The following is a 13,213-nucleotide window of genomic DNA, read 5'->3' as shown; positions in this document are numbered from 1 at the left end:
AGCGCTCAAATATGGCGTTGTCCTATATGAGCCAGTTGTCCAATTCTATTTCCGGCCCCGCATAATAGATCATCAACGGCGCATCCGTGGGCCAGCGGCCGATCTCCTCGTTGTCGCGCACCAAGGTCACCGAAACGAACAGCTTGCTCTTGGGGGCCGGATTGATGGCCTCCAGCGGGATAGCGACCTCGCAGGTCTTGGCGATTTTCCAGCGGCAATGGCCGCTGGTCGGCACCCAGCCGTTGTTGTCCCTGACCTGCAGGAGACCCTCGTCGGCGCGCATCTGCAGGGGCAGCCGGTATTCCCGGTCATAGATCAGGTGCAGGTTGAGTACGTCGATCTCCCGCAGCATCCGGGAGAGTTCCTGGATGCCGTCGATGCGGAAGAACAGATGGTCCTTGTTGTAGCCGTAGTAGAAACTCTGCAGCATGCGGTCCGAGGAATGCATGGCCGAACCCTGGCGGGTCAGGTCGTAGAGGCCGGCTGCCAGCCATTCGAAGTAGTCGCTGATCTTGCCGTTGATCTCGGGGTCGATGAAACCGGCCGGTTCCCGGATCAGCCCGGCCGGGCTCTTTTTCTTGATCGCTTCCAGGAGCTCGCGCGGCGTGTCGATCCCCAGCAGCCGGTAAACGTTCATCAGATGCTGGCGGAAGAGCCGGTCGAACCGGTCGCTGTGGGGTGAAAAATGATCGTCTCCGTACCACCAGAACCAGTCGCTCCCCTCGGCGGCGTACAGTGAGCGGCAGATCATCTCCACTGCGGCATCCGTAGCCGGTTTCCCGCTCGCCAGGGCTTCGGCCACGGCCGGGTTGCGGGAGACGGCGGCGTTCCGCGTCGTGGCCAGCAGGTCCCAGGCCAGGTTCTCCTCCGGGTGGCCGATCCAGATGCCGTAGTTGGCGTTGATCCACGAGCCGGGATGGATGCCGTGCAGCCGGCCGTCGAAGCTGTTGCGGGCCAGGACGTCGGAACAGACGGTCAGGTTGAGGGCCGGCGACTCGGCAATGCCTCGGTACAGACCCTGCAGAAAGTCATAGGCGTTGTTGGGATAATACTCCCAGGCGTTCTCGCCGTCCAGGCAGATCGGGATCACCCTCCCTTCGCCGCTGGCACGCCCCTTGATGGCGTGCAGCCGCCCGCAAAAATCCGCCACGGCCCGGCCCGCATCCCACTGGGAGTAGGTGAAACCGACCAGATCGGAGAGTTGGTGGTCGCGAAAGAATGCGCCGATCTCGCCGTGCCGGCAGGCAAAACGCCAGGGGCGGTAGAGGCGTTCCTTGTGCTCCCCCAGGCCCCCTTCGAGGCTTTTGACCAGGATGTCTTCATCCGTGGCGATCCACCCGATGCCGTTTTCGGCGATGATCTCCAGCGCCTCGTTGCTGACCGATCCCTCCGACGGCCACATGCCGGTGGGGGTAAAGCCGAAGACCTGCTTGAAGTAGTCGATGCCGCGCATGATCTGGGCGCGGGCGTCTTCGGGGTGACGAAAGGCGGCTGTGGGCAGCGTGACGCGCGGCATGGCGGTCTGGGCGCTGCGGACATCGCACAACAGCGGCAGGATGGGATGGTAGTAGGGGGAAACGGCCAACTCGACCCGCCCTTCCCGGTGCAGACGCTGGTAGCACGGGATGATGGCCTGCAGCAGTTCCCGCTGGGTGGCAAAGAGCAACTCCTTGTCGGCAGCGGTGAACTCCTCCCCCTTGGCCGCCAGTTCGGCAAAGGCCGGATAGCGCCGGCGGGAGGCCTCGCCGGTCCACGCCAGGAAAAAGAGGACCTGGAGGTCCAGCAGGTCCTGGTCGCTGAAGTGTCGGACCCGGTCCCGGGCGCTGCCCGGTTTTCCCTCGCCCGCCATATAGAGCAGTTCCAGGTAGCGGCGGGACGGTTCGATCATGCGCTGCCGGTTGGCGGAAAAGAAATTCTCCAGCAGGAAGATGCGGTCATCCTCCCCCAGGTCGGCCGGGGCCGCCTTGCCCCTTTCCAGGAATGGGTCCACGGCGGTGCCGGCGGCATAATCCAGAATCTGCTCGATCAGGGACGGAACCAGGTTGAAGACCGCCTTTGCCCCCGGGGTATCCTCCACAATGGCCGGCATGTCGAAATAATCCTTGATGCCGTGCAGATAGGTCCAGGGGAGCGCGTACTCGTTCTTGAGCGGGTCCTTATAGTATGGCTGGTGCATATGCCATATGATGACCACGTCGAGTGGAATCGGCATCTCAGGCGGCTCCTTGTCTCTTGGGAGGTTGTTGAAAAACAGCCATCAGGCCTTCGCCCTCGAAAGCCCTTTCGTGCGGCGTAGCAAAGCTCACGCCTCCTCAGAGCTTGTCTCGCGGGTGCGACGATCTGACTATTTTTAAACAACCTGGTTTTTTTTCAACAGCCTGGAAGGGTGTCATTCCAACTCCCTCTTCCACCCCTCCACCTTCTTCTGATATTCCGACAACAGCCTCTGGGCGGCTTTCTGGTCCTTGGCTTCGGCCACGATGTGGGCGTAGGGGGTGTGCTGGTCCGGCAGCACCAGCACCCACTCGTCGCCGAAGTGCACCTTTATGCCGTCGATGAAGGTCGCTTCCTTGTCCAGGCTGTCTTCGCTCATCTTGCGCATGATGCCCCCCTTCATCTCCCAGGCGCAGGGCACGCTGGTCTGAAGGAAAACGCTCGCCGGCACTTCCGCAAGGGCGCTGGAGAAGGGGATGGCGCTGGCGGCGCCCAGTTCCACCAGTTTGGCGATGGCGAACATGCCGTCGAAGGATGCCTGGAAACGGGGAAAGGCAAAACGGCCGTCAGTGGTGCCGGCCAGGATGACTTCGGAGGAACTGGCCACCTCCAGCATGGCCCGGTCGCTGCTTTTGGTGCGGGTGACCTGGCAGCGCTTCTGGTTGGCCATCTGTTCAATGGTGGAGGGGGCGTGTACCGGTACGGCGATGACCCCTTTCTGGCCGGTCTTTAGAAAGAGCGCGGTCACCAGGGAGAGCAACTCCACACCGTCGAAGATGCGGCCGCTCTCGTCCAAAAGGACGAGAGCCTCGGCGGTGGGGTCGAGCCAGAATCCGGCCTGGGCCCCCAGCGAGGCGACGATCTTGGAGAGTTGTTTCAAGCCTGCATGTTTATCCAGGGCCTTTTTACTGCCGCGTCCCTCGTCCACATAGGCGTTCAGGGCGATCACGTTGCACCCCAGTTCGTTGAGGATCAGGGGCAGAATCTGGCTGGCAGGCGCGAAGTTGAAATCCACCACCACGGTCCAGGCCGCCTTTTTGAGCGCCTCCTTGTCGATGGCCCGCAGGAAACCCTCGCGGTAGAACTCGACCACGTTGTTGATTTCGATGATGGCGCCCGGCTCGCTGTGGTGGGCGCGGCGGAAGTTCTCCTTGTAGTAGATGCGTTCCACGTTCTTGGCCATGCCGCTGGAAAAATCCAGGCCGTCCCCGTCCAGGAAGACGATCTCCAGGGCGGCCGGGTCATCCAGCGCCTGGCGCAGGTAGAATCCCCCTACCTCGCCGAAGGTCTTCAGCTTGTAGCGCAGGATCGGCAGGGGGGTCATCTTCATGTCGCGCACATTGACCCCCGCCGAGAGGATGCCCCCCACGAAGCAGCGCTTGAGCATGCGCGAGGAGAGGTTGCAATCGCGCCCCCCCAGGACGTAGCTCCCCTTGGGCAGGGTCGTGCCGTAGGCACAGCCCAGTTTTGCCACGAATTCGGGTGTCAGTTCCACGTTGGAGAGGCCTTTGATCATGGCCCCTTCGAAGAGTGTCTTCTTCCACTTCTCGCCCCAGATCAGGTTGGCGGTGACGGTGGCGCCGGCCTCGATCATCTTGCGCGGCCAGATCTTGACGTCGCTCTTGATGACCGCCTCGTCGCCGATGGAGGTTTCATCGGCAACGATGACCCCCTCCTCCAGTACGGCCCCCTGACCGACGCGAACATTGGAGCAGACCACACTGTCGGTGATCCTGGCCCCCTTCTTGACGTAGGAGTTGTCCCAGAGCACGCAGCGGTTGAGCTTGACCCCGGCCTCGATGGTGCAGTTGCGGCCGATGACCGAATCCTTGATCCGCACATCGCCCAGGATCTGGGTGTTGTCGCCGATGACCACCGTCCCTTCGAGGCCGGTGGGGTACTCCAGGGTCACGTCGGCGCCGATGCGCAGGTCCTTGCCCAGGAAATCCTGCTTGGGCTCGTCGATTTTCAGGTTGATCCTGCCCTTGAAGATGTCGTGATAGGCCTCGCGGTAGGAGTCGGTGTTGCCGATGTCGCGCCAGTACCCTTTGGCCGGATAGCCGAACAGGGCCTCCCTGTTCTTCAGCATGGCCGGGAAGAGGTCCTGGGAAAAGTCGAAGTTTTCCCCGTCGGGGATGCTTGCCAGGATCTCCGGCTCCAACACGTAGATGCCGGTGTTGATGGTATCGGAGATGACCTCGCCCCACCCCGGCTTTTCCAGAAACTGGGTGATGCGCTTTTCCTTGTCGGTGATGACCACCCCGAACTGGAGCGGATCTTTGACCGAGGTGAGGGTGATGGTGGCCTTTGCCCTGCTGTCGACGTGGAAATCGATGACCTTCGTGAGGTTGAAGTCCGTCAGCAGGTCGCCGCTGATGACCAGGAAACGCTCGTCCAGGTACTTCTCGGCCGCCTTGACCGCCCCGGCCGTGCCCATATCCTGCAGGGGGGTCACATAGGTGATCTTGACCCCGAAATCGGCACCGTCGCGGAAGAAGTTTTTGATGACGAACGGTTGATGGTAGAGCAGCATCACCAAGTCGGTGATATCGTGTTTTTTGAGCAATTCCACGATATGCAGCATGATCGGGCGGTTGAAGAGGGGGATCATCGGCTTCGGAATGCTGCTGGTGAGCGGCTGGATACGGGTTCCGAATCCGCCGGCCATGATGACGGCTTTCATACGGTGGGCTCCTTGCGTGAAATAATGATCTCGTACCCCTTTGTGCCGAGATGGCCGGTGCGGGCATTCATGAACGAACCTGCCTGCCCCTCCCCGCTGCACAGGAGGGGATTGTATACCGATTCCACATCAAGGCGCTATCTCCGGTGGCTCGTCTTCGGCTCCTCAACGTGCTGACGGCACGACCGCGCCGTCCCGATTTCATCCTTGATCAGAAATCGGTATTACAGGCCGGCCTTCTGCCGTTGGGCCTTCTTGGCCAGGACCCGGGCGATCTCCTGCTTCAACTCGCTCAGGTCTCCGGATTTTACCACGTAGCCGTCCGCCAGCCACGCGGAGAAGTCGTCCTTGTAGCAGGAGAAGGCCGAACAGAGGATGACCGGCATGTCGTGGCGCTCCTTGACCAGCTTCTGCAGCAGGTCGATGCCGCTCTCGTTCTTGAGCTTTATGTCCAGCACCGCCAGGTCGAAGGCACCCTCCTGGAGCTTTTCGACCGCCTCGGCGGTCCCGGCCGCCGTCACCACCTCATACCCCTCGTCCGCCAGCTCTTCGGCGTACAAAAGCCGGATGTTGGCCTCGTCATCCACCACAAGTAACCTGCTCATTTACTGATCCTCCTTCCGGATGGGAAGTGCAATCGTGAAAAAAATGCCGTCTTCGGACACTGATTGGGCATTCAGAGGGATTCCCTGCTTCTCCAGTATGGTCTTGCACAGGGCCAGCCCCAGGTTGGCCCCCATCTCCTGGGTGGATGAAAACGGCATCATGATGGTATCCAACTCCTCCTGGGTGAGATACCGGCCGTGGTCCCGGATACGGATGATGACGGCATCTGCTTCCCGATGGGTATCGATGTCCATGGCCCGCGGGCGCCCGGTGCCGTTCAGGTCACATTGGAGAATGGTGCGCAGGCAGTAGGACACCTGCTTGAAATCGATATAGGCCAGCGGCAGTTCGCTTCCTGCCGAGAACGTGCTCTCGTAGTCCCGGGTACGCAACGCAGCGGCCGATTCGCGGAGCGCGGTCTCCACCAGTTGGTTCACGTCCCAGAAGTCCCTGGTCGGGTAGAGGGAGTCGGAGTAGTTGAGGATTTCATCCAGGACCCCCTCCAGTTGGCGGGCCTCGCCGACGATGGATTCGATGAAGTTGCGCTTGGGATCGCCGTCAGGTGTGTTTTTCAATATGGAACGGGCAAACCCGCCGATGACCATCAGGGGGTTGCGGATGGAATGGGCGATGCTGGAGGTGATCCGGCCGACGAGGGCCATCTTTTCCATCCTGACGATCAACTCCTGCTGCTCCTGCAGCTTGGTATGGGCCTCCGTGACCCGGTTGAGTTCCTCCTGGAGCCGTTCGTAGAGGGAGGCCCGCTCGATGGCGAAGGCCACGGGAAAGGTGAAGGTCTCAAGGGAATGCATGTCTTCCGCGGTGATGCGGCGATGGGTGATGCAGTTGTCGGCGATGATCATGCCCACCCGGCGATTGCGGGAGACGAGCGGCATGAGCAAAAAGGTATCCACCCCCAGCAAACGGGCGAAATCCGGGTCCACGTCGGGGTGGTGGTAGGCATCCTCGATCAGGATCGGCTGTTTCCCGTCCAGGGCCTTGATGAGGATATGGGTGGTGTTGGAGAGCGGAACCGAGATCTGTTCCAGGATGTCGTGGAATTTGGCCCGCTCGGCGGAGAGCTTGTTTTTGCGGAAGCTCTGGGCCAATGTCTGCAGGTCCATGTCGTTGTGGCTTATCTCGTCCCAGACCTGGTGGGCCTCTTCGAAGTTGCGCGGTCCGATGGCCAGGTATCCCTGGAGATGGTCCCGCTTGTGGTCGGTCATCAGCAGGAAAGCCCGGTTCATGCCGAAACCCCTTCCGGCGGTGATGGCTGTCAGGGCCACCGACAGCACCTCCTCCAGGTCTACGGAACTCTGCAGGACGGAACCCAGTTCGTGGAAGAAGCGGATTTCGAGGCTCTTGCTGTCCAGGAAGCTGAGCAGGGACTGGATATGGATCTTCTGGCGGCGGTATTCGTCGTGGATCAGGGAAAAAACCGGCCCCAAGGGGTGACCGCTGCTCTGAAAACGTTCCAGGTCGCGCCTGAAGTTGGGGCAGTCGCAGCATTTCTCCAGGATACGCCGCCGCGGGGATTCCAGCAGGTCTTCATCGCCTTCGTGGATGTTCGGGCAATCACCCAATGCAACCACATCTCTGTCCCAGCAGCACTCCCAATCCACGCGGTTCCTCGTTTATGCCAAGGCGTTCAAGATAAAGCGTAGTTAATTATACCAGGAGATGAACGGGCTTCAAGTCATGACGGATAAATTCGTGGCGTTGCCTACCGTATTTTCCATGTGGTCCCCTGGGCGGAATCGAGCAATTGCACCCCTTTTTCCAGCAGCAGGTCGCGAATCTCGTCGCTTCGTTTGAAATTTTTGGCTTTGCGGGCCTCGGCCCGCTCTACGATCAGCCCCTCGATCTCCGCCGGGGAGATGTTGATCTGGTCTGCCTTGGAACTCTTGATCCCTTCCAGCCACGCCGCCGGACGGCTACCGAACAGGCCCAATACCTGCCCCACTTCGGCAAAACGATCGCGCGTCCGGGCAATGAGCGACAGGCCGGCCGGGTCGGGGTCACCCATCTCCGCCAGGAACCGGTTGCCGGCGCGCACGACATCGAACAGCACGCCCAGAGCCTGGGCGGTGTTGAAGTCGTCATCCATGGCTTCGCAGAAACGGGGGATAAGGTTTTCCAGTTTGTCCTGCAACTCCTGCCCGGCACCGGCCGGCGACTCTCCCGCCGACAGTTCGGGAGGGGCGGGGTTCTCAAGCAGGATGTCGTCCAGGGCCGCCAGAAAGGAATAGATCCGTTCCAGGCCCGCCTGGGCCTCGTCCAGATTCTGATCGGAGAAGTCGATCGGCGAGCGGTAATGGGCCGAGAGGATGAAGAAGCGCAGGGTCTCCGGGTCGAACTTCTCCAGCACCTGGCGGATGGTGAAAAAGTTGCCCAGGGACTTGCTCATCTTCTCCGAGTTGATGTTGACAAAGCCGTTGTGCAGCCAATAGCGGACGAACTGGCAGCCATTGGCCGCCTCGGATTGGGCAATCTCGTTTTCGTGATGGGGGAAGATCAGGTCTTTGCCGCCGCCGTGAAAATCGAAGGTCATGCCCAGGAACTCCATGCTCATGGCCGAGCACTCGATATGCCAGCCGGGGCGCCCCTTGCCCCACGGCGACTGCCACCACGGTTCCCCGGGCTTGGAATCCTTCCAGAGGGCGAAATCCATGGGGTGGCGTTTTTTATCCCCCACCTCCACCCGCGCCCCGGCCTTCATCTCGTCCAGGTTGCGCTTGGAAAGCTTGAGGTAGTCGGGGAAGGTCTCCACGGCATAATACACGTCCCCCTCAGACTCATAGGCGTGTCCCTTGGCGATCAGGGCCTCGATGATGGCAATGATGCCGCCGATGTGGTCGGTGGCCTTGGGCTCCACCGTCGGCTTGGCCAGCCCCAGACGCTCCATGTCTTCGTCGAATGCCTGGATGTAGCGGTCGCTGATGGTGCGGTAGTCCACCCCTTCCCGGTTGGCCCGGTTGATGATCTTGTCGTCGATGTCGGTGTAGTTGCGCACATAGGTGACATCGTAACCTGCGTACCCCAGGTAGCGGTAGATCACGTCAAAGACCACGTTGGCCCGCGCGTGGCCGATGTGGCAGTAGTCGTAGACCGTTACTCCGCAGACGTACATCCCGGCCCTGCCGGGTATGAGCGGTATGAAAACTTCCTTTTCACCGGAAAGGGTGTTGTAGACGCGCAGTGCCATGGTGCGGCTCCCATAAAAAGATTTGTTGTGCTTCTGCGGTGCTTGTTATCTATCGGCCTGACGAGGCGGCGCGGTATCGCCCCCTGTCGCATCCGACCGGGACTCCCGGGCCGATGCCGCGGAAAAAGGTTACTTCACCACGGTGGGGCCCTGTGCCGTGAGAGTTATCACGGTCACGCCCCGCCGGTTCTTGCGGCGTCCCTCGGCCGTCCTGTTGCTGGCGACGGGGATGGAACAGCCATAGGCGTTGATGCTGATCCTTTCCGGATCGATGTCGCCGTTGTGCAGTATCTGGTTCTTGATGTTGACGGCTCTGACGCGGGAAAGGGTCATATTGTAATCGAACGGTCCCGTGTAATCGGCATGCCCTTCCACATGGGCGGATACCTGGGGATTCTTCTTCATGAATTCGTAAATCGCCTTGAACTTCGAGTAATATTTGGGGTTGATGTCGGCCTTGTCCACCCTGAAGGTGATGACAAGTTTCATCAGCGGTTTTTCGTCGTAAACGATCCTGCTGTCGGGGGTCGCGGGGCAGCTGTCGGTAGCTGCGGTAAAATAGCCTGCGCTGGACATGCCTTTTCGCGGCAGGAACGGTTTGATGGGCACCTCGATCAGTATGGGCGTCGCCTCAGGGGGCTCGGGCCCCGGTCCCGGTTTTTGAGGTGCCGACGCTATGGGGGCGGCAGCCACGGGGGGTGTCGACCGTACGGGCGCCATGGCCGGTCGCGGCGCCGGAGCCGTCGGAGCGGCAACTACCGCAGCAGGAGGAAGCTCAGCGGGAGGAACCGGAGCAGCAACCTCTGGAGCGGCAATCGTCGGAGCGGCAACCACCGGAGCAGCAACCATGGGAGCAGTAACCACGGGAGCAGTAACCGTCGGAGGAACAACCACGGGAGCAGCAACCGTCGGGGAAGCAACCGTCGGGGAAGGGGGGGGCGGAGCGGCAACTGCCGGAGCCGTGGGCGCCGCAGTGGTGCTCCCCAGCGGGCAGCCATCCTTGTCTACCGGGACCCCCCAGGGGGTTCCGGGGCATTTGTCGAGATAGTTGGGGACCCCGTCGCAATCGGAATCCAGCAGGGTTACGCCATTGAGCTTGGCGATGCAATCCGTCATGGCGGCCCCAGGGGCGGGCTGCGGTCCCTTCCGGGGAACGGCGGCGGCCGGCGGCGCGACGGCAGGTGTTGCGACGGCAGGTGCCGCGAGGTTGGTCGTTGTTTTCTCTCCGGTTATCGCCTCTGCCGGAGCTTGCACGGCCGGTGCGGGGGCGGCGCTTTCAGCCTGTTCCGTCGTTTTGGCCGGGCAACCATCCTTGTCGACCTTGACGTCTGCCGCTGTTCCGGGACATTTGTCCAGATAGTCGGGCACCCCGTCGCCATCACTGTCAAGCGGGCAGCCGTCCTTGTCGACCTTGACCCCTGGCGGCGTTCCGGGGCATTTGTCGAGATAGTCGGGCACGCCGTCGCCGTCGCTGTCCACCGGGCAGCCGTCCCGGTCCACCTTGACCCCCTTGGGGGTATCCGGGCATTTGTCCAGGTAGTCCGGTACCCCGTCTTTGTCGGAATCGACCGGCGGCACCCGTTTCAGCGACTTGTCATAGCCCAGGAGGAATGACAGGCCGAGGGACGCCTCAAAGTTGCTGCGGGCGGCCATGTCCCGGTACACGAAGAGGTGGCGCAGGTCCATCCGCAGCGCCAGATAATCCTTGAGGAAGTATTTGACGCTGGCGCCGTAGTCGAAAAATGCGTTTGCAGACGAGGGGCTGCCGCCGCCATCCACGTACATGCCGCCGACGCCGATGGCAAAAGAGGGGACGAACCGCTCCCGGGGCAGCAGGGAATAGAGCGCCTCGGTGCGCAGGAGATAGGCATTGACGGCGCTTTTATTCGATTTCAGGCGGGTCATGGCCACGTCGAGCCCGGCTTCGACCCCCAGGCTGTCGATGGCGTTGCGGCCGATGATGTCGTATCCCAGGCGGAGGCCGTAGCTGGGACTCGCCTCCAGGTTGCTGTGGCCGTCGAACACGAGCATGCCGGCAACCGGGGTGAGGGAGACCGAAGGCGTGACGGCGGCGGCTTGGCGTGGAGCGCGGAAATCCACGGCAGCCAGGCAATCCCTGTGTGCGGACATGATCACGGTGCCGAGGAGTATGGATACGATGAACCTGCGCAACGATTTCTCCGTCCACATCAGAGATTTAAACTGTTACCATATACTACGTATAGCCACCTACTTTCAACCAAAACCACCATTTCACGCGGGCCGGTTGTCAATTGAAAAAACGGGTGGAGCAGATCCCCGCTGATTACCTGCATGGTTCAAACGACGCATGAACTGCTCTTTAAGAATTTGACACCGCTACCCCTTTTTGATATAGACCATAGAAGGTTCAAGTGTTTAAGTACTGTGCCACCACTTATTCAGCGGGGAGTCGCAGATGATTATCCAGTGTGAACAGTGCTCCACAAAATTCAGGCTCGATGATGCCAAGATCAAGGACAAGGGCGTCAAGGTCCGCTGTGCCAAGTGCCGGCACGTATTCACCGTCACGAAGCAGCAGGATCTGGAGTCCCCGGGCGAAACCCCGGCCGGCTTTGGGCTGCCGTCTGCGCCTGGCCCGGATGACGCTCCGGCTCATGACGCCGTTGCCCAGTGTGAGGCGCTGTCGAGCCATTCGTTTGCCGCAGGGAGTCTGGGTGATGACGTTTCATTCGCTTCGCCGGCGATAGAGCCGCCCCCGGCTCCGACGGGGGAGGCTGATTTCGGCTTTTCCTTTTCCGATGAGACGCCGGGTGCTTCTACAGGCCATGAGGAAGCCCCGGCTCCCGCCAACGAGGCAGATTTCTCCGATTTCGATTTCGGCGATGTTGCAGCAGCCAAGGAGCCGGTGAGTGCATCGCCGGCCCCGGATTTCAGCGGAGAAGGCCGTCATCCCGCGGCCCCCGCCCCGGATGCTGCCGGTTTCGACTTCGGCGATGAAAATCTGTTCGGCGATGCGGTCGCAGCCCCTGTGCCCGAAGAGCCTGCCGAACCGATCTCCTTCGATTTTTCGGCCGATGCGTTTGCCGATTCCCTGGGGGCGTCTGAAGAGGCGCCGGGAGGGGAAAGGGCGGTGAGCGGTATCGCTGCGGCCCAGGCCGACGAGCCCTTCAGCCTGGGGGAAATCGACTTCGGCGACGAGTTGACCTCCGTAGCCGTGCAGCACGTCAACCCCGAGGAACTCAAGCCCGCCCAGGAATTGCTCTTTGCCCCCCTGGCGGAAGCGCAGGAAAAAAAGGGCTCCGACGTCGGGGAGGGGCCTGACGCCGCGGCCTTCTTTACCACACAGCAGGAAGAGCTGCCGCCGCTTTCCATCTCCTCGCGCCGCAAGCAGAGCCCCGTCTTTATGGGGGTGGCCGCCGCGCTCGTCGTGGCTGTTGTGGCGCTGTTGGGCTATGCCGGGTACTCGATGTTCGGCGTGGAGAAGGTGGCAAAGGAGAGCGGGCGGATTTCGGTACGCGGAATAAACGCCGCTTTTGTCAAGAACAGCGCCGCCGGTGAGCTCGTCGTGATCAGCGGTGAGGCGGTCAACGAATTCGGTGGGCCGCGGGCCGCCATCCAGGTCAAGGGGATGATCTACGGTCCGAATGGACAGGTGCTGGCAAGCAAGAGCGCCTTCTGCGGAAATCCCTTGACCAGGGAACAGTTGGCCGGTATGCCGCTGGACAAGATAGAGGCCGCCATGGCCAACCAGTTCGGCGATTCACTGGACAATCTGGAGGTGCAGCCGGGGAAAACGATCCCCTTTGTGATCGTGATCGCCAAGCCGCCAGCGGATGCGAGGGACTACGGTGTGCAGACGGCCGGTTCCACGGTGGCTACGGGAAAACAGCCCTAGCGCTCACCGCGTGGCGGGATGAAAGAAAAAGGGCCGTGGAGCAATTCCGCGGCCCTTCTGTTTTTCGGCGAGGTGCTTGCCCCGGAACCGTTAGAGTATCTCCACCAGTTTGATGTCGAAGGTCAGATCCTGCCCGGCCAGCGGATGATTGGCATCGAGGGTGACGGTGGTGTCGGTCACCTCGGTTACCATGACCGGCATTGCCGAACCGTCCTGGAGGATGACCTCCATCTGCTGGCCCGGTTCCGGGTTGATGTCGCCCGGAATCTCGCTCCGTTCGATCACGGCTACCATCTCTTCGGCGCGGGGGCCATAGGCCTCCTCGGAGGCTATGGAAACCTGAACCCTCTGGCCCGGTTCAAGGCCGATTACGGCTGCTTCGAATTTTGGGATCAGGTGCCCCTCGCCGATGACGAATTCCATCGGTGCGCCGGCCTGGCCGCCGCATCCGCACGAATCGTCGCTGCATTCGTCGGCACCCTTTTCCGAACTGTCGAATATGGAGCCATCCTCAAGCGTGCCGGTATAGTGCACGCGAACCTTGTCGCCGTTTTTTGCCTGTGCCATGTGTGTCTTTCCTTTCGTTGTTTAATTCAGCCATCTGACAGATAGGTGGGGAACAGGCATA

9 protein-coding genes are annotated in these 13,213 nt (G+C 61.2%); 1 reads left to right on the top strand and 8 read right to left on the bottom strand.

The window, feature by feature from the left end; all coding sequences use genetic code 11:
- Positions 1–22 precede the first annotated feature (22 nt).
- From ET418_RS10790 to ET418_RS10765, 7 genes are all read right to left on the bottom strand, one after another.
- Complete coding sequence (locus ET418_RS10790; RefSeq protein ID WP_149307629.1) at positions 23–2,212, bottom strand: glycoside hydrolase family 57 protein; 2,190 nt, start codon at positions 2,210–2,212, stop codon at positions 23–25.
- 177 nt (positions 2,213–2,389) lie between these two features.
- Positions 2,390–4,897 (bottom strand): mannose-1-phosphate guanyltransferase, encoded by a 2,508-nt coding sequence (locus ET418_RS10785; RefSeq protein WP_149307628.1) that lies wholly within the window; start codon positions 4,895–4,897, stop codon positions 2,390–2,392.
- The gene (locus ET418_RS18545; protein ID WP_274596131.1) at positions 4,894–5,025 is read right to left on the bottom strand and encodes a hypothetical protein; all 132 of its coding nucleotides are present in this window, start codon (positions 5,023–5,025) and stop codon (positions 4,894–4,896) included. Before ET418_RS18545 ends, ET418_RS10785 begins: the two co-directional genes overlap by 4 nt.
- A 96-nt stretch (positions 5,026–5,121) precedes the next feature.
- A complete protein-coding gene (locus ET418_RS10780; RefSeq protein ID WP_149307627.1) occupies positions 5,122–5,502 on the bottom strand; it encodes a response regulator in 381 nt (126 codons plus the stop codon).
- Complete coding sequence (locus ET418_RS10775) at positions 5,503–7,095, bottom strand: sensor histidine kinase (protein WP_246153028.1); 1,593 nt, start codon at positions 7,093–7,095, stop codon at positions 5,503–5,505.
- A gap of 131 nt (positions 7,096–7,226) precedes the next feature.
- Entirely contained in the window at positions 7,227–8,708 is a 1,482-nt protein-coding gene (gene cysS, locus ET418_RS10770) for a cysteine--tRNA ligase (protein WP_149307626.1), read from the bottom strand.
- A 129-nt stretch (positions 8,709–8,837) separates the two neighbouring features.
- Positions 8,838–10,880 (bottom strand): OmpA family protein, encoded by a 2,043-nt coding sequence (locus ET418_RS10765; RefSeq protein ID WP_149307625.1) that lies wholly within the window; start codon positions 10,878–10,880, stop codon positions 8,838–8,840.
- A gap of 265 nt (positions 10,881–11,145) precedes the next feature.
- On the opposite strand from ET418_RS10765, the gene ET418_RS10760 reads away from it, so the two are divergent.
- Positions 11,146–12,585, top strand: a complete 1,440-nt coding sequence (locus ET418_RS10760) for a DUF3426 domain-containing protein (RefSeq protein ID WP_149307624.1) — start codon at positions 11,146–11,148, stop codon at positions 12,583–12,585.
- 90 nt (positions 12,586–12,675) lie between these two features.
- Here ET418_RS10760 and ET418_RS10755 read toward each other — a convergent pair whose 3' ends face one another.
- Positions 12,676–13,152, bottom strand: a complete 477-nt coding sequence (locus ET418_RS10755) for an FKBP-type peptidyl-prolyl cis-trans isomerase (protein WP_149307623.1) — start codon at positions 13,150–13,152, stop codon at positions 12,676–12,678.
- Positions 13,153–13,213: the final 61 nt, after the last annotated feature.

The sequence above is a fragment of the Oryzomonas rubra genome, from assembly GCF_008369015.1.
GTDB classification, from domain to species: Bacteria; Desulfobacterota; Desulfuromonadia; order Geobacterales; family Pseudopelobacteraceae; genus Oryzomonas; species Oryzomonas japonica.
The sequence above is the reverse complement of the archived record's forward strand: the minus strand, read 5'-3'. Positions and strand labels throughout refer to the sequence as shown.

Excerpts from the sequence above, each read along its gene's own strand:
- ET418_RS10790 (WP_149307629.1), bottom strand. The coding sequence starts at position 2,212 with ATGCCGATTCCACTCGACGTGGTCATCATATGGCATATGCACCAGCCA.
- ET418_RS10760 (WP_149307624.1), top strand. The coding sequence starts at position 11,146 with ATGATTATCCAGTGTGAACAGTGCTCCACAAAATTCAGGCTCGATGAT.
- ET418_RS10755 (WP_149307623.1), bottom strand. The coding sequence starts at position 13,152 with ATGGCACAGGCAAAAAACGGCGACAAGGTTCGCGTGCACTATACCGGC.
- ET418_RS10780 (WP_149307627.1), bottom strand. The coding sequence starts at position 5,502 with ATGAGCAGGTTACTTGTGGTGGATGACGAGGCCAACATCCGGCTTTTG.
- ET418_RS10785 (WP_149307628.1), bottom strand. The coding sequence starts at position 4,897 with ATGAAAGCCGTCATCATGGCCGGCGGATTCGGAACCCGTATCCAGCCG.
- cysS (WP_149307626.1), bottom strand. The coding sequence starts at position 8,708 with ATGGCACTGCGCGTCTACAACACCCTTTCCGGTGAAAAGGAAGTTTTC.